At 34.5% G+C, this 21,707-nt stretch carries 19 protein-coding genes; 11 read left to right on the top strand and 8 right to left on the bottom strand.

Features of this window, described 5'->3' with window-relative positions; translation table 11 throughout:
• Position 1: 1 nt before the first annotated feature.
• The 6 genes from MST30_RS12070 to MST30_RS12045 all read left to right on the top strand — a co-directional run bounded on the left by MST30_RS12070 (position 2) and on the right by MST30_RS12045 (position 5,947).
• The gene (locus MST30_RS12070) at positions 2-1,090 is read left to right on the top strand and encodes a M42 family metallopeptidase (protein WP_243471665.1); all 1,089 of its coding nucleotides are present in this window, start codon (positions 2-4) and stop codon (positions 1,088-1,090) included.
• Positions 1,091-1,124: 34 nt separating this feature from the next.
• A complete protein-coding gene (locus MST30_RS12065; protein ID WP_243471664.1) occupies positions 1,125-1,682 on the top strand; it encodes an NUDIX hydrolase in 558 nt (185 codons plus the stop codon).
• Positions 1,679-2,356 (top strand): PrsW family intramembrane metalloprotease, encoded by a 678-nt coding sequence (locus MST30_RS12060; RefSeq protein ID WP_243471663.1) that lies wholly within the window; start codon positions 1,679-1,681, stop codon positions 2,354-2,356. The genes MST30_RS12065 and MST30_RS12060 overlap by 4 nt, the downstream gene beginning before the upstream one ends.
• A 125-nt stretch (positions 2,357-2,481) precedes the next feature.
• On the top strand, positions 2,482-2,958 hold the full coding sequence (locus tag MST30_RS12055) for an acyl-CoA carboxylase biotin carboxyl carrier protein subunit (protein WP_243471662.1): 477 nt from the start codon (positions 2,482-2,484) through the stop codon (positions 2,956-2,958).
• A gap of 1 nt (position 2,959) precedes the next feature.
• Positions 2,960-4,399, top strand: a complete 1,440-nt coding sequence (gene accC, locus MST30_RS12050; RefSeq protein WP_243471661.1) for an acetyl-CoA carboxylase biotin carboxylase subunit — start codon at positions 2,960-2,962, stop codon at positions 4,397-4,399.
• 6 nt (positions 4,400-4,405) lie between these two features.
• Positions 4,406-5,947, top strand: a complete 1,542-nt coding sequence (locus MST30_RS12045) for an acyl-CoA carboxylase subunit beta (RefSeq protein ID WP_243471660.1) — start codon at positions 4,406-4,408, stop codon at positions 5,945-5,947.
• A 69-nt stretch (positions 5,948-6,016) separates the two neighbouring features.
• Here the strand turns inward: MST30_RS12045 and MST30_RS12040 are convergent, their stop codons facing one another.
• From MST30_RS12040 to MST30_RS12025, 4 genes are all read right to left on the bottom strand, one after another.
• Positions 6,017-7,804 (bottom strand): ribonucleoside-diphosphate reductase subunit alpha, encoded by a 1,788-nt coding sequence (locus MST30_RS12040; RefSeq protein ID WP_243471659.1) that lies wholly within the window; start codon positions 7,802-7,804, stop codon positions 6,017-6,019.
• Positions 7,805-7,806: 2 nt separating this feature from the next.
• Positions 7,807-9,081 (bottom strand): ribonucleotide-diphosphate reductase subunit beta, encoded by a 1,275-nt coding sequence (locus MST30_RS12035; protein ID WP_243471658.1) that lies wholly within the window; start codon positions 9,079-9,081, stop codon positions 7,807-7,809.
• Positions 9,082-9,396: 315 nt separating this feature from the next.
• Positions 9,397-9,927, bottom strand: a complete 531-nt coding sequence (locus MST30_RS12030) for a GNAT family N-acetyltransferase (protein WP_243471657.1) — start codon at positions 9,925-9,927, stop codon at positions 9,397-9,399.
• A gap of 2 nt (positions 9,928-9,929) precedes the next feature.
• Entirely contained in the window at positions 9,930-10,376 is a 447-nt protein-coding gene (locus MST30_RS12025; protein WP_243471656.1) for a DinB family protein, read from the bottom strand.
• A gap of 83 nt (positions 10,377-10,459) precedes the next feature.
• Between MST30_RS12025 and MST30_RS12020 the strand changes: the two genes are divergently transcribed.
• Positions 10,460-11,671: a multidrug effflux MFS transporter gene (locus MST30_RS12020; RefSeq protein ID WP_243471655.1), complete on the top strand. Its 1,212-nt coding sequence runs from the start codon at positions 10,460-10,462 to the stop codon at positions 11,669-11,671.
• On the opposite strand, the gene MST30_RS12015 is transcribed toward MST30_RS12020, so the two are convergent.
• Positions 11,657-12,277, bottom strand: a complete 621-nt coding sequence (locus MST30_RS12015) for an L-threonylcarbamoyladenylate synthase (protein ID WP_243471654.1) — start codon at positions 12,275-12,277, stop codon at positions 11,657-11,659. The genes MST30_RS12020 and MST30_RS12015 overlap by 15 nt on opposite strands.
• An 84-nt stretch (positions 12,278-12,361) precedes the next feature.
• On the opposite strand from MST30_RS12015, the gene MST30_RS12010 reads away from it, so the two are divergent.
• A complete protein-coding gene (locus tag MST30_RS12010) occupies positions 12,362-13,336 on the top strand; it encodes a hypothetical protein (protein WP_243471653.1) in 975 nt (324 codons plus the stop codon).
• On the top strand, positions 13,333-14,280 hold the full coding sequence (locus MST30_RS12005; RefSeq protein ID WP_243471652.1) for an early set domain-containing protein: 948 nt from the start codon (positions 13,333-13,335) through the stop codon (positions 14,278-14,280). The genes MST30_RS12010 and MST30_RS12005 overlap by 4 nt, the downstream gene beginning before the upstream one ends.
• On the opposite strand, the gene MST30_RS12000 is transcribed toward MST30_RS12005, so the two are convergent.
• Entirely contained in the window at positions 14,281-16,608 is a 2,328-nt protein-coding gene (locus MST30_RS12000; protein WP_243471651.1) for an ATP-dependent helicase, read from the bottom strand.
• A gap of 136 nt (positions 16,609-16,744) precedes the next feature.
• Here MST30_RS12000 and MST30_RS11995 point away from each other — a divergent pair, with 136 nt between their 5' ends.
• A complete protein-coding gene (locus MST30_RS11995) occupies positions 16,745-18,307 on the top strand; it encodes an FMN-binding glutamate synthase family protein (RefSeq protein ID WP_243471650.1) in 1,563 nt (520 codons plus the stop codon).
• Positions 18,308-18,339: 32 nt separating this feature from the next.
• Positions 18,340-18,858, top strand: coding sequence for a DUF7935 family protein (locus tag MST30_RS11990; protein WP_243471649.1), 519 nt, complete (start codon positions 18,340-18,342; stop codon positions 18,856-18,858).
• Here the strand turns inward: MST30_RS11990 and MST30_RS11985 are convergent, their stop codons facing one another.
• Positions 18,859-19,743 carry a patatin-like phospholipase family protein gene (locus MST30_RS11985; protein ID WP_243471648.1) on the bottom strand — a complete coding sequence of 295 codons (885 nt, stop codon included), beginning with the start codon at positions 19,741-19,743 and terminating at the stop codon, positions 18,859-18,861.
• Complete coding sequence (locus MST30_RS11980) at positions 19,743-21,704, bottom strand: M1 family metallopeptidase (protein WP_243471647.1); 1,962 nt, start codon at positions 21,702-21,704, stop codon at positions 19,743-19,745. Before MST30_RS11980 ends, MST30_RS11985 begins: the two co-directional genes overlap by 1 nt.
• Between the last annotated feature and the right edge of the window lie 3 nt (positions 21,705-21,707).

Genomic DNA, 21,707 nt, shown 5'->3' with positions numbered 1-21,707 from the left:
AATGGCTAAAAAGCAATTACTCAACAAAAAGTCGATGGACTTTTTAGAAAAATATTTAAATAATGCCTCACCTACAGGTTACGAATGGGATGGGCAAAAGATATGGATGGATTACCTAAAACCGTATGTAGATGAATTTATAACAGATACCTACGGAACTGCTGTTGCAGTAGTAAATCCAAAGGCAAAATACAAAGTCGTTATAGAAGGTCATGCCGATGAGATTTCTTGGTATGTTAACTATATCTCAGACAATGGTTTGTTATATGTGGTTAGAAATGGCGGTAGCGACCACCAAATTGCACCTAGTAAAATTGTAAATGTTCATACCAAAAAGGGCATCGTAAGAGGTGTATTTGGTTGGCCTGCCATACATACTAGAGACCGCTCAAAAGAAGAATCACCAAAACCAGATAACATCTGTATAGATATCGGTGCAAAAGACAAAAACGAAGTTGAAAAATTGGGTGTTCATGTAGGTTGTGTAATTACTTACCCAGACGAATTCCATATTCTAAATAAAGACAAATTTGTTTGTAGAGCACTAGATAATAGAATGGGTGGTTTTATGATTGCTGAAGTAGCAAGATTACTTCACGAAAACAAAAAGAAATTACCATTTGGGCTTTACATTACCAACTCGGTTCAAGAAGAAATAGGGTTACGTGGTGCAGAGATGATTACTCAAACTATAAAACCAAATGTAGCAATCGTTACTGACGTAACACACGACACTACAACACCAATGATAGATCCTAAAAAACAAGGTCTGGCGAAAATTGGTGATGGTCCTGTGGTTGCTTATGCTCCTGCTGTACAGCAGAAGTTACGCGATTTAATTACAGATACTGCTGAAGAAAAGAAAATACCTTTTCAACGTGCTGCATTATCTAGAGCTACAGGTACAGATACCGATGCTTTTGCATATAGCAATGGTGGTGTAGCTTCTGCCCTCATCTCTTTGCCGTTACGCTATATGCATACAACTGTTGAAATGGTTCATAAAGATGATGTTGAAAATGTGATAAAACTCATTTACGAAACGATTCTAAAAATAAAAGACGGAGAAACATTTAGCTATTTTAAATAATCAAAAATTCCCACGAAAGTGGGAATCTTTTTATATGGATGAATACATAGATATAGTCACCGCTAGTGGTGAACCAACAGGAAAAACCGCTCTTAAATCTGAGGCACACAAAAACGGGTGGTATCACAATACCATTCATCTTTGGCTGTACACTAAAAATGGTGAAATTCTTCTACAACAACGATCTCATAAAAAGGCAATTCACCCATTACTTTGGGATGTTTCGGCAGCAGGACATATAGATGCTGGTGAATCCTTTATAGAAGCTGCTCTTAGAGAAACCAAAGAAGAGCTTGGTTTAACATTACACGCTGATGAGTTAACCAAAATAGGCACAAAACTTTATGAAAGTTCGTATGCTAACGGCACTATTCAAGATAATGAATTTCATCAGGTTTATATTGCAGAATTAAAAGTAAATCTAACAGATTTAAAACCACAAGAAGAAGAGGTTGAGGCTCTAAAACTCGTTACTTTTAATGAGTTTGAGGCTTTGCTAAGTCAAAGTGAAACAAACAATCACTTTATACCAACCAACAAATCGTATTATAATTTTATCTTAGATGCAATTAAAGCCCAATTAGAACTATGAATTTAATTCTTTGTGCTGTTGCACCTGTATTAACAATAATCATATACATTTATTTTCATGATAAATATGAAAAGGAACCTGTAGGACTTTTAATTGCTAATTTTCTTTTTGGTGCAGTTGTTAGTATCTTCATCGTAACCATTCTCTATCTTATTACAGGACGATTTATTCCTATTACAGATGAATACAGTGTTTGGCAGCAATTTATTCAGGCTTTTGTGGTTGTTGCACTTTCTGAGGAATTTAGTAAATATGTTATCGTAAAATATTTTGCCCAACCCAAAAAAGCCTTTAACGAGCCTTACGATGGTATCATTTACGCAGTTATGGTTTCCATGGGTTTTGCTTGCACAGAAAACATTATGTATGTGTTACAAGGAGGCTACGAAACCGCTATTCTTAGAGCATTTACAGCTGTACCTGCTCATGCAACTTTTGGAGTGTTAATGGGTTATTTTATGGGCTTAGCCAAGTTTTCTAACAACAGAATAAAATATAATATAGCTGGTTTATTTTTAGCTGTATTATTTCATGGTGCGTATGATTTCTTCCTATTCATAAGATTTATTCCTGGTATTTCTATTGGTGCTTTTGTGTCTTTAATTGTTGGTGTTATTTTATCAAGAAAAGCCATACGCTGTCATCAAGACAATTCAACTTTCAAAACCGATTAAAAACATATTTTATTACATCATTAAAATGTTATAATCACTTAAAGTCTTTCTGTAAACCTGATTTATTTCATATTTTAGAAGTCTATTAAAATATAACTTAGCCAAAGTTTAATAAACCTCTACATATGTATAAAGCAAAAGTTAATGCTTCTTATGAGTTTGACATCAACCAAGAAGCAGTAGACCAACTTGATGCTGTTGAAACCTCAACAAATAAGTATCATATTCTTCAAAACAACAGTTCTATTAAAGCTAACATTGTTAGTTCAAACTTCAACAAAAAAACATACAGCGTTAAAGTGAATAACAACACTTATGATGTTGTTATTAACGATGCCTTAGATCAGCAAATTGCTGCATTAGGTTTTGAAATCGGTGCTTCCAAAAAAGTAGACGATATTAAAGCTCCAATGCCTGGCTTAATTCTAGAGATTAATGTGAAAGAAGCGCAAGAAGTAAAAGAAGATGACCCAATATTAATTCTTGAAGCTATGAAAATGGAAAATGTTATCAACTCACCTCGTGATGGAGTTATAAAATCTATAAAAGTCAATCAAGGAGACACTGTTGAAAAAAATGCACTTTTAATCGAATTCGAATAAAATGAAAAAAATATTAGTTGCCAATCGTGGCGAAATTGCAATTCGTGTCATGCGAACTGCAAAAAAAATGGGAATAAAAACAGTCGCTGTATTTTCTGAAGCCGATAGAAATGCACCGCATGTAAAATATGCAGACCAAGCCGTTTGCATTGGTCCTGCACCATCTAACCAATCTTACCTTAAAGGTGATAAAATTATTGAAGTCGCAAAATCATTAAATGTCGATGGTATCCATCCTGGCTATGGTTTCTTAAGTGAAAATGCAGATTTTGCTGAGTTATGCGAAAAAAATGATGTTATTTTTATTGGTCCACGTTCTAAAGCCATAAAAATGATGGGAGACAAATTAGCAGCTAAAGATGCTGTTAAAGATTACGATATTCCGATGGTACCTGGCGTAGACCATGCTGTTACGGATCCAAAAGAAGCCGTTGATATTGCAAAACGAATTGGCCTACCTATACTCATAAAAGCCGCTGCTGGTGGTGGTGGAAAAGGAATGCGTGTTGTTGAAAATGAGAAAGATGTTGAAAGCCAGATGAAGCGTGCCATTAGTGAGGCTACTTCTGCTTTTGGTGATGGTTCTGTTTTTGTTGAAAAATACGTCACCTCTCCAAGACATATCGAAATTCAGGTTATGGCAGATACACATGGCAATATTGTTCATTTTTTTGAGCGTGAATGTTCTGTGCAACGTCGTCATCAAAAAGTTGTAGAAGAAGCTCCATCTGCCATATTAACTCCAGAATTAAGAGAAAAAATGGGACAAGCAGCAATAAACGTAGCACGTTCTTGTGATTATGTTGGTGCTGGTACAGTTGAATTTTTAATGGATGCCGACCATAATTTCTATTTCTTAGAAATGAACACTAGATTACAAGTTGAGCATCCTGTTTCTGAATGGATTGCTGGTGTTGATTTAGTTGAGCTTCAGATTAAAGTGGCTCGTGGTGAAGTTTTAGACATTAAACAAGAAGATTTAAAAATTAATGGTCATGCCTTAGAACTTCGTGTATATGCCGAAGATCCTATGAATGATTTCTTACCAAGTGTTGGTAATTTGGAAGTCTATCAATTACCTGTTGGTGAAAATATTCGTGTAGATAACGGTTTTGAAGAAGGTATGGACGTACCAATCTATTACGATCCAATGCTATCTAAATTGATCACTTATGGCAAAACACGAGCAGAAGCTATTGAGCTTATGATAAAAGCAATTGATAACTATCACGTTAAAGGTGTACAAACTACATTACCTTTTGGTCGTTTTGTTTGTGAGCACGATGCGTTTAGAAGTGGAAACTTCGACACTCATTTTGTAAAAAAATACTACTCACCTAGTCTTTTAGAAGAGCAACATAAAGCTGAAGCAGAAATTGCTGCCAAATTAGCTTTGAAGCAATATCTGGAAGACCAAAAATTATTAAGACTACCTAATTAAGATACTATGAGTTCTAAAATAAAAACACTTAACGAAAAAATGGCCTTATCTAAATTAGGTGGAGGTCAAAAACGAATAGATAAGCAACATGAAAAGAAAAAACTAACAGCTAGAGAGCGTATTCTTTATTTGTTAGATGAAGGCTCTTTTGAAGAAATTGGTGCTTTAGTAACTCATAGAACCAAAGACTTTGGCATGGAAGATCAAAAGTTTTATGGTGATGGTGTCGTTACAGGCTATGGTAATGTTGATGGACGCTTAGTTTATGTTTTTGCACAAGATTTCACGGTATTTGGAGGTTCTCTATCTGAAACACATGCCGAAAAAATTTGCAAAATCATGGATATGGCTGTTAATGTTGGTGCTCCAATTATAGGTCTTAACGATTCTGGTGGTGCACGTATCCAAGAAGGTGTACGCTCTCTAGGTGGTTATGCCGATATTTTTTACAGAAATGTACAAGCATCAGGTGTTATTCCTCAGATTTCTGCTATCATGGGTCCTTGTGCTGGTGGTGCTGTATATTCACCTGCAATGACAGACTTTACAATAATGGTACAAGATACCAGTTACATGTTTGTAACAGGTCCAAATGTTGTAAAAACGGTAACGAACGAAGAAGTAACCAGTGAAGAACTTGGTGGTGCAAGTGTGCACTCTACCAAATCTGGTGTTGCACACAAGACCTCTTCAAACGATGTAGAATGTCTTGAGGACGTTAAAAAACTTTTAAGCTATCTACCACAAAGTAACAGAGAAAAACCACAAGATTTAGTCTTTGAACTTAAAGACGAAGTAAGAGACAATCTTTCTGAAATCGTTCCGGATAATCCTAACAAACCTTACGACATGCATAGTGTTATAGAAGGTGTTATAGATACTGATTCGTTTTATGAAATTCATAAAGACCATGCTGAAAATATTATCGTAGGTTTTGCCAGACTTGGTGGAAAATCCATAGGAATAGTTGCTAACCAACCCATGTTTCTAGCAGGAGTATTAGATGTAAATAGTTCTAAAAAAGCAGCACGATTTGTACGTTTTTGTGATGCCTTTAATATTCCGCTGTTAGTATTTGAAGATGTACCTGGTTTCTTACCTGGAACAGATCAAGAATGGAACGGTATCATAGTACATGGTGCTAAATTATTATATGCTTTTAGTGAAGCAACTGTACCAAGAGTTACGGTTATTACTCGAAAAGCTTATGGTGGTGCCTATGATGTAATGAACTCTAAACATATTGGTGCCGACATGAACTTTGCTTGGCCAAATGCCGAAATTGCTGTGATGGGCGCAAAAGGTGCTGCTGAAATTATATTTAAACGTGAAATTACTGCTGCAGAAGATCCTGAAGCGAAATGGAAAGAAAAAGAAGCAGAATACGCAGAACTTTTTGCTAATCCATACAGTGCTGCAGAGCGTGGTTATATTGATGAAGTAATTTTACCAAAAAATACACGAAGAAAATTAATTAAAGCCTTTAGTATGCTAGAGAATAAGGAAATTAATAAACCAAAGCGTAAGCATGGGAATATTCCACTATAATTTTTAGTTATACCAATAAAAAAACCCGATTGAGAAATCGGGTTTTTTTATATTCAATAGTCTAAAAATCTATGCTTCACAGCTTGCACACTCTTTCTTTTGTTTGAACTTTTGAGCGGCATTCATACTATGCTGATAGTACAGTGACTTTAAGCCCAATTTCCATGCTGTAACGTGGATTTTGTTAATCTCTTTTACAGACATATCTGGGTGTACAATAATGTTCACTGACTGTCCTTGATCTATATGGTTTTGTCTATTAGCTGCCTGATAGATTATATCCATTTGATCGATTTCAGAATAAGTTTTAAAGACATCCTTCTCTTCTTCTGTCATAAAATCTAAATGCTGTACAGAACCATCGTAATCTCTAATACTTCTCCATACTTCAGTAGTGTTTTGGCCTTTAGACTCTAAAAACGCTTCTAAATATGGATTCTTTATCGTTGTCTTAATCTTTGCAATATCTTTTACATAAATATTAGACCAAATTGGTTCAATACCTTGAGACACTTGTCCTAAGATAAATGCAGAAGATGTTGTTGGTGCCACAGCGTTTAACGTTGTATTTCTTCTACCATATCCTTTTAATACTGCTGGCTCTCCAAACTGAGCAGCTAATTCTTCAGATGCTTTATAAGATTTCTCTTTTATAACTTTAAAAATCTCACTATTCAAATTAAATGCTTCTTGGCTGTTAAATGCTAACATCTTAGATTGTAATAAAGAATGCCATCCTAAAACACCCAATCCTAAAGCTCTGTTATCTTTAGCAAAGTTATATGCACGCTCCATAAATAAGAATGTCTGTTGATCATCTCTGTTTGGAGAGTCCTTATAGCGTTCTAATTTTTCAGTAAACTCAGTGATTATAGCATCTAAGAAGTAGATCATAGTCTCAACTGCATCAGTATCTTTCCAATCTTCGTAGTGCAACACGTTTAATGACGATAAACAACATACAAAAGACCAATCATCATTAGAAGGTAACATAATCTCTGTACATAAGTTACTCGCATAGATTGGCATCTTTTTGTCCTGATACACATCTGCTGCACCATTATTGGCATTGTCTGTAAAGAAGATGTATGGATAACCCATCTCACCTCTTCTTTGTAGTACTTTTGCCCAAACCGTACGCTTATCAACATCACCATCAATCATTTCTTGCATCCAATCGTTAGTAACTGTAACACCATGTGTTAACTCCTGTATTGGATTTCCTTCTGTTCCTATTTCTAAGAACTCCATGATATCTGGATGGCTAATTGGTAAGTAAGGTGAAAAACGACCACGACGCACAGATCCTTGACTCACAACATCTACCATAGACTCAAACAATTGCATAATATGCACTGCACCAGAAGCCTGACCGTTATTTTTTACAGCAGCACCACGATGTCTTATTTTACCAAAGTAACCCGATGTACCACCACCTAGTTTAGACATCATACCAACTTCTGATTGGGTATATAAAATGTTACCCATATCATCGTCTACGTGAGATCCAAAACAAGATATAGGAAGACCTCTTTCTTTACCAAAGTTAGACCATACTGGTGATGATAGTGAAAAATATCCTAGAGACATGTAGTTATAAAACTTATCTGCATAACCAGGAATTCCTAAAATATGCTCTGCTCTATCTGCAATTTCTTTAATGCGTTCTTCTGCCGATACTCCTTCTGTTAAATAACCCGAAGCTAAAAATTTACGGCTATGGTCTGTTAACCAACTAAAGTCACCATCAGTTTTGGTTTTTATTTGTTGTAACGACTTTTTTCTTGCATTTATTAACTCGTTTTCTGTTTTATTTTCTGTTTGGTTTGCGCTATTAATCTGGTTTTGTTCTATCATTTTTAAAAAAGGTCATCACTGGTTATACTTTGGGTTCTTTTGCTATAGTTGATTGATCGTTTCACGAAGAAATCACCATGTTTGGTTCCTATAATTTCATCGTCAAACCACTCAGTTTCTTTTAATAATTTTTCGTCAGTATCAAAAATTGTATCTATTCCAATACTATTTAAAGATCTATTAAATCTATCTTTAAGGAATTCGTTTACAACGGCTTTTGGTAAGAAGTCTATTTCACCTTTCTCAAAAATCCAGTCCACAATTTTACTTTCTGCATCAAAGGCCTCTCTGCACATATCCTGAACTGTTACATTGTAATCTTCATCAAACCATTCTGGGTTTTCATTTTTGATGATTTTGATAATATCTATTCCGAAATCACCATGGATTTGCTCCTCCTTAGATGTTGCTTCTACAACATTAGAAACACCTTTTAATACATTCTTATGCTTGTTGAATGCCATTATTATAAGGAACTGAGAAAATAGAGATACATGCTCAATAAATAATGAGAACAATAAAACGGCATCTGCATAAGCTCTGTTGTCTTCACTTTTAGAATTCTTTAAAGCGTTTTCTAAATACTGCACACGACGCATTATTACTGGCTTTTTCTTTAAGTCATTAAACTCTTTATTAAGACCTAAAATTTCCAATAAATGAGAATATGCATCATGATGTCTTACTTCACTTTCTGCAAATGTTGCTCCAACAGAACCTATTTCTGGTTTTGGCATTTTGTGATAGATATCTCCCCAAAATGATTTTACTGCAACTTCTATTTGAGAAATAGCAAGCATTGTGTTTTTAATTGCACTTCGCTCAACATCAGATAATCCTGCTTTAAAATCTTGAATGTCACTTGTGAAATTAAACTCCGTATGAATCCAATACGAATGCCTTATTGCGGGCACATATTCATACAAATCGGGATATTCATAAGGTTTAAGGTTAATTCGTTTTTCAAAGATGTTTGTCTTACGTTTTCTTGCTTGTTCATCTCTGTAAAGTATGTATGCTTTAGCAACATCAAAAAAGGAGTTTTCCATTAAGGCATTTTCAACACCGTCCTGTATCTCTTCTACTGTTGGCACATACTTTGGCTCTTTTTCTTTTTGCTTTAATAACACCTCTAAAACACTCTGAGAAATACGCTCTGCATCCTCTAAACTCCCATGTTCTAGAGCAGTCATGGCTTTTAGAATTGCATTAGTAATTTTGTTTAACTGGAATGGTTTTGTTGAAAAATCCCGCTTCTGGATATGTGTTATTTGCATGAGGAAATGTATTTAGATTAATATTTGGACGAAGTCAAATATCTAATTTATTCCTCCTTTTTTCCAGAGTTAAATTTCATTTTTTTTAACACTTTTATTAACATTGAGGTAACGTTAGACAAACATCAAAAAAATCGATGATTTAAGTAATTATTTTCAAAATAAAAGTTAATTTTTGGGGTTTGATTGAAAATTCAACAATGAAAAAAGAGTCAAAATTTTTATGAACAAATTCTTAACAATCTGTATATAAAACATTTAAATTTCTTATGAAGATTATGGTCTTAAAACGATGGGAAATTTGCTCTAAATCCTTTAATCAAACACCTTTCCATAATAATTTAGATCTACCACTTCTCCTTTAGTCGTTTTGTAATCTCTTCGAATAGTACCTTCTAGCTCAAAACCATTTTTTAGAATTACTGCTATACTACCTTTATTTCTGGCATTAGCTCTGCAAAGTAGCTTAATAAATTTATACTCCTTTACAATATGATCTACTACAAGTTGAGTTGCATCGGTTACTATACCTTTTCCTTCGTATTGTCTATCTATAAATGATCCTAACTCTGCCTTAGGTAAATTTTTATCAATATTTTTTACATCAACAAGACCAATGAATTCATTGGTATTTGTATCTGTTATCATATAAGGTAAATAGATAAAATCTTTTATTTTTTCCTGAATTTCTTCACAATACAAAAGTGTATCTTCCAATGTTTTTGTTTTTGAAATTGTACCAGCAAAAAAATCTTCGAGACGACTTCTATTATTTTTTATGAGATTAAAAAATGCTTCACCTTCATTTGGCTGAAGAAGTCTTATTTTAAAATTTTCAAATTTCATATTTACGAATCTAATAAACGTCTGTGATAATTTATTTGCCCTAAATGGTATGCTAAATGCGCTGACAAATGCAATAGAAAATACTCGGTCGTCATGCTATCCTTAAAAGGGTTTCTTTCATATTCTTTTTGCAAATCGCTTTCTGTTAACTTACTGAGCGTACTTTCAACAACGCTAATTGTAGCATCTATTTGCTTCATTATTTCAGTCACCGGAACGTCTTTTAAAGAAAACTCTAAGTCTCTTTTCCTTACGTATCCTGTATTACCCAAAACAGCTCCAATAAAATGATTTAGATTACCTACTAAATGAAGCGCTAAATTACCTGCCGAATTAGAAATTTCATTAGTTACGACCCAAATATTTTCTTTGGTTTTATAGGCTTGAATTTCTTCTTTTAATTTGGTTAAATCTCTCTTGAATAACTTTGGTAAAGTTTCTGTTAACATGGTATTAGTTATTTGAATGTTAATGTTGCGTTATAGTATAGCTACTCTTCAAAAATAGATAATAATTGACTTATTTTTGCCCTATGCAAAATGAAAACAGATCTCAATTAGAGTTTATTGTGCTTATGGCTGCATTAATGTCTATTGTAGCCTTATCTATAGATGCCGTATTACCTGCACTTCCTACAATTGGAGCACATATTGGTAGTCTGGGTGACACAGAAAATCAAAAATTAATAACAACTATATTTCTGGGATTAGGTATTGGACAGTTAGCTTTTGGTCCGCTTTCAGATAGTTTTGGAAGAAAGCCTATGGTATATGTTGGCTTTTTTGTTTTTATAATTGCGTCTTACATCTGCATTACAACCAAAAGTTTTGAGATGATGCTTTTAGGAAGAACCTTGCAAGGCGTTGGATTATCCTCACCAAGAACCATGAGTATTGCCATTGTTAGAGACTCTTATAGTGGTGACCACATGGCAAAAATATTATCTGTTGTGGTAATGACATTTATTTTGGTCCCTGTTATTGCCCCTATGCTTGGTCAGTTTTTAATGCTACATTTTGGTTGGAAGTCTATATTCACCTTCAATTTAGCTTTTGGATTAATGATTATGTTTTGGTTTTGGAAAAGACAAAAAGAAACCCTAAAACCAAAGTATAAAAAAACGTTTAGACCTGCCATATTTAAGAATGGTACTATAGAGTTTTTTAGAATTAAACCTGCTGTGATTTATACTTTATTTTCTGGTTTAATTACAGGCTCTTTCATGGTATATCTAAGTACTGCACAACAAATATTTCAAGTGCAATATGATTTGGGAGAATACTTCCCTTATATTTTTGCGAGTTTAGCTGTAACTATTGGCTTAGCTACTTACCTTAACAGTGCTTTAGTAATGCGTTTTGGTATGAGAAATCTTGTTAATATTGCTTTACTTTCATTTATAGGTATTTCTCTTACTTACGTTATCTTGTTTGGCTTTTCTGGAAATCCTAGTATTGAAGTCTTAATAGGCTTTTTTATGCTACAATTTGCCAGCGTAGCTTTTCTGTTTGGTAATCTTCGTGCCTTAGCTATGGGACCCATGGGACATATTGCTGGTATTGGCTCTGCTCTAAATGGTTTTATATCTACAGTAATGGCCGTACCAATTGCTAATTATATTGGAGGTTTTGTAAAAGAATCGGTAACTCCTTTATTTATTGGTTTCTTAGTTTGCGGAATTGTTTCGCTTGTTCTTTTTTATTCAATTAGTGCTAAAGCAAAAACAATACTAAAAAATATCTAAACTCCCCTTACCCTCTCTAACCACTTCTGGAGCATCACCTGAAAGGTCTATAATTGTAGAAGCTTCATTTCCTCCGTAGCCACCATCTACGACAATGTCAACTAAGTTATCCCATTTTTCAAGAATTAATTCTGGGTCTGTGGTATATTCTATAATATCATCCTCATCTCTTATAGATGTTGACACTATTGGGTTGCCCAAGGCACTAACTAAAGCTAAAGCTATTGAGTTGTCCGGTACTCTAATACCTACCGTTTTTCGCTTTTTAAAAGGGTTAGGCAAACTTTTCGATCCTGGCAGAATAAAAGTATATGGACCTGGTAGAGCACGTTTTAAAATTTTAAAAATAGCCGTATCTATTTGCTTTACATAGTCACTAAGATTACTCAAATCCTCACAAACAAAAGAAAAGTTAGACTTTTCGAGCTTTACACCTTTTATCTGTGCAATACGCTCTAGTGCTTTAATATTAGTAATATCACAGCCTAAACCATATACTGTGTCGGTTGGATAAATTACTAAACCTCCTCTTTTTAAAACCTCAACAACTTTTTGAACAGCTTTTGGATTTGGATTTTCTGGATATATCTTAATGAATTCTGCCATAAATTAAAGATACATATAAATGCTAAAAAAATTATAATCTTTTTCCAGACTGTAACATTTAATCCTAATTTTAGTCTATATAGTATGCATCAATCAATCAAAATAATCATCGCACTCTTATTCTCTGCATATATTTTTGCAGCCGAAGATAAGCCTGTAAAGGATGTTCCTCCTTTCTTTTTTACTAAAGCAGAATTTGTTAACGCTTCTACAACACGTATACCTTTTAAGGTTATAGATCAACTTATTGTTGTTGAAGTAGAAATTCTTGATGAAATTGGCGACTTTATTATAGATACTGGCTCTGAAACACTTATTTTAAACAGTGTTCATTTTAAACCTACCCGAAAATATGGTGACAATGGTGAGCAAAAAAGTGGAGTTAATGACCATATTGAAGACGTTAAAGAAAGACACCTTAACTTATTAAGCATAAACGATATAAACCTAGAAAAACTGAATGCTGATGTTATCGATTTATCGCATATAGAAAAAACCAAAAGGATTAAACTTTTAGGCATTATTGGCTACAGCGTTCTTAAAGATTTTGAAATCTTTATAGACATGCACCTTAACCAGCTAACCTTCACCCGAATTGACAAAAAAGGAAATAAACTCTCTGATAAAGTCTATGCAGAAACTATTGAAGACAGTATAGATTTTAAACTAAAAAAGCATACAATAATATTAGATGCTTATGTTGGTGATAAAAAGGTAGAATTTGGTTTAGACACAGCTGCAGAATACAATCAGCTTAATAAAAACCTAGATTCAGAAATTTTAGATTACTTTTATCCAAGCAGAGAATTAAAACTTACTGGTGCCAGTGGTAAGAAAAAAAAGGTTTTGGCAGGGAAATTGTATAAAGTAAAATTGAATGATTCAATTTACTTTGGCCCTATGAAAACAGTGCTTACCAATTTGAGAAAAATGAATACTGCATTCGGTACTAATTTAGATGGTGTTTTAGGTTTTGAATTCTTCATGCAAAAGAGAACAATAATCAATTACAGGAAAAAGAAGCTATACTTTATAGCCTATCCTATTACAGAACCTTGACAGCAAAGAACAAGATATTACTACCTTTTTTAGGTCTTTTATTTTTAACCATCAACATTTATTCCCAAAACAAAAAGGGTTACAAGATTGAAGGCGATAATCTCACATTTATTTTCAATGTTAACGACTATCCTAACATAAAAAACAATGGAGATAATATAGATTATGTGTGTGTATCTGGCGAATTTAATGATTGGACAAGAGACAATGACAAATGGAAAATGAACAAAGTCAGTGACTCCATATATGAATTAAAAAAGGATCTTTCCATTTTTACATCAGATTTTGATTGGGAGTTTAAATTCATTGTCAATGGGTTTCATTGGGCAGAGCCTTCTGACGATTTTGAAAATATTGTAGATGCCAGAGATTATAGAGGCTATAGGTTAATGACCTACAACCTTAAACTTTACAGTGCTTTTGCAACAGACTATGGTAATGTTACCTTTAAACTAAAAGGCTATAAAGGCGCAAAACAAGTTATTCTCAGTGGTACTTTTAACCGTTGGGATGAAACTGGTTTTAAAATGAAACCAACAGAAGATGGTTGGGAAGTAACCTTGCAATTAAAACCAGATATTTATCAGTACAAATTTATTATTGATAAAAACTTATGGGTTACAGATCCTCAAAATCCTTCAAAGGTTGAAAACGAATACGGTGGTTACAATTCAGTAATTGATATACAGAAAAATATAACATTCAAACTTTGTGATTATCTAGATGCTGAAACTGTTATTCTTAGCGGAGATTTTAATGATTGGACTGAAGATGATTGTGAAATGACAAAAGTGGATGATTGCTGGGTTTACAACAAAAGTTTATCTGGCGGAAAACACCATTATAAATTTATTGTCGATGGAGAGTGGATTACAGATCCTGCAAATTCTGTGAAAGAATATGATGATGACGGTAATATCAATTCGGTCTGTATGGTGAAATGATTAGCTAATAATTTCAAGCTTAGCAAAACGCAAAAGCAACTTTTTAGTTGTCCCTCCTTCAAACTTAATTTCGGCTTTTAAGTCACCACCAGCACCTTCAATTTTAAGTACTTCTCCTCTACCAAAACGCTGATGGTTAACAATATTACCAACAGTTAATTTGGTGTCAAATAAATTAGCTCCAGTATTGGTCTGACTTACTGGCTTTAACTTCTTTGGAGTACTAATTTGAAATTTCTCTGGTTTCTTGGTCTCTTTCTTTTTAAACTTTGGAGTTTTTGGTTTTGAAAAACGCACCTTATTAGGTTCTACATCTCCAAAAATTGAAGCATCCAACATTGGGTTGAAGCGTTGCTCTTTTAATGGAGTTGTAATGTTTACAAACTCATCATCAATTTCCTCAATAAATCTGCTTGGTTCCGCATCAATTAGTTTTCCCCAACGATAGCGCGATACTGTATAGGTAAGGTATGCCTGTGCTTCAGCTCTCGTTAATGCTACATAAAACAAACGACGCTCTTCTTCAAGCTCACTTCTGGTATTCATACTCATGGCACTTGGAAATAAATCTTCTTCCATACCAACAATAAACACATGAGGAAATTCTAGACCTTTTGCTAAGTGAATAGTCATTAAAGCCACATGATTAGGATCGCCTTTATCACCATCTAAATCTGTTGCCAGAGCTACATCTTCTAAAAATTCTGCTAAAGAACCTGTGCTATCCGCAACTTCTATCTGCCCTTCAACAAAATCTTTAATACCATTCAATAATTCTTGAACGTTATCCATTTTGGTAACGCCTTCTGGTGTACCATCCTTGCCTAACTCACGTATAAGACCACTGGTTTTAGTAACGTGTTCTGCCAATTCAAAGGCATTGGCATTTTGGTTCATAACCTTGTAACTTTCTATCAACGTCACAAAGTCTTTTAGCTTGTTTTTGGTACCATTATTAATATTGATAGATACACTATCAATATCTTTCATAATGTCATAGATAGTCTTTCCTGTAGCATTAGCCGCAACAACCAAACGATCTACTGTAGTCTGACCAATGCCTCTTGCTGGATAATTAATAACTCTTTTTAAAGCCTCTTCGTCTGAAGTATTTAAAATTAAACGTAAATAAGCCGTTACATCTTTAATCTCTTTACGTTGATAGAAAGATAATCCGCCATAAATTCTATATGGAATATCACGCTTTCTTAAAGCATCTTCTATAGCACGAGACTGTGCATTTGTTCTGTAAAGCACAGCAAAATCGCTATTCTGTAATTGCTTATTCATCTTGGTTTCCCAAATAGTACTAGCCACATAGCGACCTTCGTCTGCATCTGTCATAGTTCTATGCACAATGACCTGCTCTCCGACATCATTAGCTGTCCAAACAATTTTATCAAGCTTGGTTTTATTGTGTTCTATAACAGAATTGGCAGCTCCTACAATCATCTTTGTAGAACGGTAGTTCTGCTCTAATCTATAGACTTTTACATCGTCATAATCCTTTTGAAAATTAAGGATATTATTAATGTTAGCACCACGGAAGGCATAGATACTTTGCGCATCATCACCTACAACACAAATGTTCTGAAAACGATCAGACAAGGCCCTAACAATAAGATACTGCGAATGGTTAGTATCCTGATACTCATCCACTAAAATATATCTAAAACGATCTTGATATTGTGCTAAAACTGCAGGAAAACGCGTCAACAACTCGTTAGTTCTTAATAACAAATCGTCAAAATCCATTGCACCTGCTTTAAAACAACGGTCAACGTATTCTTTGTAGATTTCTCCCATTTTCGGCCTGCGAGCCATTGCGTCTGCCTCCATGAGCTCTGGATTTCTAAAATAGGCCTTAACTGTAATGAGGCTATTCTTATATGAAGAAATACGACCATAAACCTGCTTGGTTTTGTAGATGTCCTTATCGAGTCCCATTTCTTTTATAATAGAACCGATAAGCTTTTGTGCATCTTGAGTATCGTAAATGGTAAAGTTACTTGGAAAACCTAAATGATGTCCTTCAAACCGAAGGATTTTAGCAAACACAGAGTGAAACGTACCCATCCAAAGGTTTTTAGCTTCACTATTACCAACAATATCAGCTATTCTACCTTTCATTTCACGTGCTGCCTTATTTGTAAAGGTTAATGCCAAAATATTAAAGGCGTCTACTCCTTGACTCATTAAATAAGCTATGCGATATGTAAGTACACGTGTTTTACCAGAACCTGCACCAGCAATGACAATCATTGGTCCATCTTTCTGTATTGTAGGTGCTAATTGTGCGTCGTTAAGTTGACTGAGATACTTTTCCAAGACTTCATTTTTTCAAACCGTGAAAATACATATTGTCTTAGGCTTTTCCATATTTAAAATCTAATAATTATAAACAAAATATCAAGAGTTTTATATAATCTATTTTCAATATATTAGTGCAAATTTATTTCAGATTATGGATTCCATTTTAGAGTTCTTAGGCAATATTTCTTGGTGGGCTTGGGTTCTGATTGTTTTAGCAATAATTTTTGTTAAAGACATCACTCAGAGAAAGCATACTATAGTACATAATTTCCCATTAGTAGGTCATATAAGGTATTGGTTAGAAAGTATTGGCCCTGAATTGCGCCAGTATCTTGTGGCAAATAACAGAGAAGAATTACCTTTTAATAGAATAGAACGTGGTTGGGTATATGCGTCTTCTAAAAATGAAAACAATTACGAAGGTTTTGGAACAGATAGAGATATCTATGCACATCAGCATATATTTATCAATAATGCTATGTTTCCTTTTAAAACTGGTGAAAACCATCCAAATACACTAGACAAGTACTTTTTACCTTGTGCTAAGGTCATGGGAGCTTACAACAAACGAAGAAAACCCTACAGACCTGCTTCTGTAATTAACGTGTCTGCGATGAGTTTTGGGTCTTTGTCTGCCAGAGCTATTGAATCTTTAAATAAAGGTGTAAAAATTGCGCACGCTTACCACAATACTGGTGAAGGAGGACTGTCCCCTTATCATTGTCACGGAGGAGATGTTATATTCCATTTTGGTACAGGCTACTTTGGTGTACGAGACAATAATGGTAATTTCTCGATGGAAAAATTGGTGAAGCTTGTTGAAGATAATCCTTTTGTAAAAGCAATTGAAGTAAAACTTTCTCAAGGTGCTAAACCTGGAAAAGGTGGAGTTCTACCAGGTGCAAAAATCACAGAAGAGTTAGCTAAAATAAGACATGTTGAAGTTGGTAAAGATGTATTGTCTCCACCTAATCATTCTGCTTTTTCTACAGTACAGGAAATGGTTGATTTTATTGAAGAGATTGCTGATAAAACAGGATTACCAGTTGGCATTAAAGCAGCCATTGGTAAGCTAGACCAATGGGAAGAACTTGCTGATATCATGTTAAAAACAAATAAGGGTCCAGATTTTATTACCGTTGATGGTGGCGAAGGCGGAACAGGAGCTGCACCTCCAAGTTTTGCTGACCACGTATCACTACCTTGGGTATATGGCTTTGGAGATTTGTATAAACTGTTCAAGAATAAGAATCTTACTGATCGTATTGTATTTATAGGAAGTGGGAAACTTGGTTTCCCTGCTAAAGCAGCAATGGCGTTTGCAATGGGTGCTGATTGTATTAATGTGGCTCGTGAAGCCATGATGAGTATTGGCTGTATTCAAGCACAAGTTTGCCATACAAACCGTTGTCCTGCTGGAGTTGCCACTCAAAATAAATGGTTGCAACGCGGAATTGATATTCCGTTAAAATCTGAACGTTTGGCGCAATACTTTAAAACCTTCAGAAAAGAGTTTATAGAAATCACACATGCAGCTGGATACGAACATCCTTGTCAATTTACAATGGATGATATTGAAGTTAATGTAGATGACCATAATCTAGCAAAAGACCTCAGCAGCACATACATGTACCATAAAACGAAAGTTCCTTTTACTTCTATGCAAGATTTAAAGGATTGTCAGTATCTTGGCGGAGTAAAAAATGGTGAATGACACCTTAAACTAAACAATGATTACTGATTACTATGGAACAACAACTTCTCAATCTTTTAATGTACACTATTCCTGCACTTGTAACAGGAGCTATTGCTTTTTTATTTTTTAGAGAACATGTAGAAAACGAATATAATCGACGTAATTTTTTAATAAAAAGAGACTTAAAAAAAGAATCGTTTCCGCTTAGGCTACAAGCCTACGAACGCATGTCTCTTTTCCTTGAACGCATTAAACCTCAGAGCTTACTAACAAGAACAAGCCCAACATCCTCAAATAAAGAGGATTACGAAAATTTACTTATAGCTACCATTGAACAAGAGTTTGAACATAATTTAACCCAGCAAATCTACGTGAGCGATCAATGTTGGAGCATTATTTTAGCTGCTAAAAATGCCACGATTCAATTAATCAGAAAAGCCAATATGAACGAGAAAACGGATAGCGCTGATAAATTGCGTGAAGTCATTTTAACCGAACTCATGGATAAATCTGCACCAAGCAATGCTGCACTTTCGTTTATAAAAGAAGAAGTTGGAGAAATGTGGTAATTAATCTGAATGCTTTTTCTCAGCATAATCATAACCTTGCTGCCACCATTTTTCCATTAAACGCTTACTGAAAATTAGAGAGTTTTCGGTTAAACTCGTGGGTGTATAATATAGATTCAGTTTTACATTTTTATTTTTGGCCGCAAGCTGACCAATAACAATATCGCTCCGTTCTACCTGATCGAGTAAGTGCCCAAACAAATTCATCATTAATGAAAACGGGTTTTTACCGAGTACGCGTTGTTTGCCTAAGTTTTCAGCTTCAAGAACAATAGCATCTACCTCTGTTGCGCCTCTCAAAATCGCTTCTCTTATTGGAATTACACAACCCAAACCTCCATCTGCATACTCATAACCATCTACCATAGCCAAGGACATAAACGGAATGTAATTACACGAAATCCATATCCAATTACAAAACTCTTCGTAAGAACAATCGTTAACAGACTTGTATTCTACCCTATTCATTGATAGATTGCTTACCGTCACCACAACATCATGTTTGGTCGCTTTAATCTTCTGAAATTCTTCAAGCGTAAAATGTTTTCGAATGTGTTTTCGAAGTGCCTTACTTTCACCAAAAGTGCGTTTCATTCTTACAAACTGCCATAGCGAGTTCACAAAATCGATAGACACATATTCCCTATCTCCTTTTTTGCGCTGCACAAAAGGGCTCACACTAAAAATATCCTGCTGTTGAACATTAGTAAAAATATCATAAAGCTTACCTATTTCACCCAATGCTAAATGCGGCACCAACAAACTCCCAGTAGACGTTCCTAGAAACATGTCGTAATCACGTTTTTCGCGCTCCATAAGGTATTGCGCTACTCCACCTGCAAAAGAGCCTTTACTTCCACCTCCAGAAATTACTAATGCTCGCATTATTTTTTGTTCTCTAGTTTTTCAGACATATCTTTTGCAAACTTAACCATTCTCCAGTTATGATGAGATTTTGCCTTTTCTAAGTTAGCCTTACAAGTATCGTTGCATGCATTCATAAGATTGAGGTAATTAAAAGCATTCATACGCAAGTCTGCATTATAGCGTTCATCTGTATAACCCACTAATTCCTCAAATAAGCCTTGCTTATTATCTGCTTGATAAAATGGCGTATTCAGATTTAAAGCAATCCAAAGCAAGCGCACATTCTTGTCATTAAAACCTACTACATTTCTGGTTTTAGATAAATATTTTGCGCGTTCTTCAGGAAACGACGTCCAAAGATTATACAAGGCATTTTCTATGGTGATGTACGATTTATCATCTAGCAAGGTTTCGTATTCATCCTTTAATTCCTTTGGTATTTGTCTCACGTATTGCGAAATTGCTTGCCTTACTTTAAAACCATGCTTAAACGTATCGTTTGTTACCAATTCTGGCATTTGAGAAATCACCTTAACCTTTGCCTCGTCAGATACGTAATACTTTAAATAGTCTTCACATTTCGAAGTTTTTGCCTGGCAATCTACCATAATATATTCATTGATAAACGTAGACTGTTCCTGCAACAAACCAAAAGCTGCATCTACAGGAAAATCTTTTTGCTTAATCCAAACATTAACAAATGTATTTAGTGATTTACCGTAAAAACGCTCTACTTCTTTTATAAAATCTGAAGTTTCAACGTTTTTAAACTGATGTTTTTCTAAATAGGATTTAACAGCCTTTTTATACACTTCATCACCAACCAAGCTACGCAACGCATGAAGCACCCAAGCACCACGTTGATAAAAGGTTAAGCTGCTCGATTTTGGATTGAGAAGCGATGTACCATCACCAGCTAAATCTTGTCGTCCAAGATCTACAGCAGACTCATATAATTTGAAATAATAATGGTTATCACCAAAAATATCGCGCTCTGCCAACAAGGCGTAGTATGTCGCAAAGCCTTCTTGCAACCAATGGTGTTCACCAGAAGTAGCCGTTACCAAATCACCAAACCACTGATGCGCCAATTCATGAGCATTAACATTTACATAGCTTTTATCATTAAAACCTATATCATCTACCATAAAAGCATCCGAAAAAATGGTACAACTTGTATTTTCCATGCCTGCATATAAAAAATCATGCACTGGCACTTGTTTGTAGTTTTGCCATGGATACGCAAACCCAATCTCTTCCTCTAAAAAGTCGAACATTCTTTTACTATAACGATAGGTTGGCTCAACTTTTAAAGAATCTTCTGGATAGTAATAATACTCTAGAGGAATACCACTTTTAGAGGTTTCTGTCTTTTTGTTGTATTTACCAATAACTAAAGCAACCAAGTAGCTAGACATAGGGTGTTTTGTTTTAAAAAACCACAAATTATCATTTTCTTGAGAATAGAATTGATCCAAAACACCATTACTTATAACCTCATAAGATTTATCAGAAGCCACAGACAGACCAAATATAATTTTGTCATTAACATCATCTATACTTGGCAACCAATTGCTTGTGTATTTTCCCTGACCTTGAGTCCAAACCTGATAAGAATTCTCTTTATCAACTACATAGAGAGCCTTTTTGGGATTAGAAGCAAACTGAAAATAGAGTTTATTATTTGAAGAAACCTCAAAGTTATTTATAATCCAAAGCTTCTTGCCATCGTTATAAAATTCGATTTTGTTTTCATTTAAAAACACATTTTTAAACGCAACACCCTTAGCATCCAAAAAAACAGAATCAATTGGCTTTAAAATATCAAACGTATATTGCATAACACCTCGAATACTATCTAATTTATCGAAACGCATGTCTAGCTCTACATAACCAATTTTAAAATCTACAAACTCCGTTTGCTGTGCATTAGAAAACACCGAAATGAACAGAAGAAACAATACCAATAATCTTTTCATAAG

The sequence above is a fragment of the Winogradskyella sp. MH6 genome, assembly GCF_022810765.1.
Taxonomy (GTDB): domain Bacteria; phylum Bacteroidota; class Bacteroidia; order Flavobacteriales; family Flavobacteriaceae; genus Winogradskyella.
The sequence above is the reverse complement of the archived record's forward strand: the minus strand, read 5'-3'. Positions and strand labels throughout refer to the sequence as shown.

Bases quoted from the DNA above. Each gene is read 5' to 3' on its own strand.
- MST30_RS12070 (WP_243471665.1), top strand. From the start codon at position 2: ATGGCTAAAAAGCAATTACTCAACAAAAAGTCGATGGACTTTTTAGAA.
- MST30_RS12065 (WP_243471664.1), top strand. From the start codon at position 1,125: ATGGATGAATACATAGATATAGTCACCGCTAGTGGTGAACCAACAGGA.
- MST30_RS12060 (WP_243471663.1), top strand. From the start codon at position 1,679: ATGAATTTAATTCTTTGTGCTGTTGCACCTGTATTAACAATAATCATA.
- MST30_RS12055 (WP_243471662.1), top strand. From the start codon at position 2,482: ATGTATAAAGCAAAAGTTAATGCTTCTTATGAGTTTGACATCAACCAA.
- accC (WP_243471661.1), top strand. From the start codon at position 2,960: ATGAAAAAAATATTAGTTGCCAATCGTGGCGAAATTGCAATTCGTGTC.
- MST30_RS12045 (WP_243471660.1), top strand. From the start codon at position 4,406: ATGAGTTCTAAAATAAAAACACTTAACGAAAAAATGGCCTTATCTAAA.
- MST30_RS12040 (WP_243471659.1), bottom strand. From the start codon at position 7,804: ATGATAGAACAAAACCAGATTAATAGCGCAAACCAAACAGAAAATAAA.
- MST30_RS12035 (WP_243471658.1), bottom strand. From the start codon at position 9,081: ATGCAAATAACACATATCCAGAAGCGGGATTTTTCAACAAAACCATTC.
- MST30_RS12030 (WP_243471657.1), bottom strand. From the start codon at position 9,927: ATGAAATTTGAAAATTTTAAAATAAGACTTCTTCAGCCAAATGAAGGT.
- MST30_RS12025 (WP_243471656.1), bottom strand. From the start codon at position 10,376: ATGTTAACAGAAACTTTACCAAAGTTATTCAAGAGAGATTTAACCAAA.
- MST30_RS12020 (WP_243471655.1), top strand. From the start codon at position 10,460: ATGCAAAATGAAAACAGATCTCAATTAGAGTTTATTGTGCTTATGGCT.
- MST30_RS12015 (WP_243471654.1), bottom strand. From the start codon at position 12,277: ATGGCAGAATTCATTAAGATATATCCAGAAAATCCAAATCCAAAAGCT.
- MST30_RS12010 (WP_243471653.1), top strand. From the start codon at position 12,362: ATGCATCAATCAATCAAAATAATCATCGCACTCTTATTCTCTGCATAT.
- MST30_RS11995 (WP_243471650.1), top strand. From the start codon at position 16,745: ATGGATTCCATTTTAGAGTTCTTAGGCAATATTTCTTGGTGGGCTTGG.
- MST30_RS11990 (WP_243471649.1), top strand. From the start codon at position 18,340: ATGGAACAACAACTTCTCAATCTTTTAATGTACACTATTCCTGCACTT.
- MST30_RS11985 (WP_243471648.1), bottom strand. From the start codon at position 19,743: ATGCGAGCATTAGTAATTTCTGGAGGTGGAAGTAAAGGCTCTTTTGCA.
- MST30_RS11980 (WP_243471647.1), bottom strand. From the start codon at position 21,704: ATGAAAAGATTATTGGTATTGTTTCTTCTGTTCATTTCGGTGTTTTCT.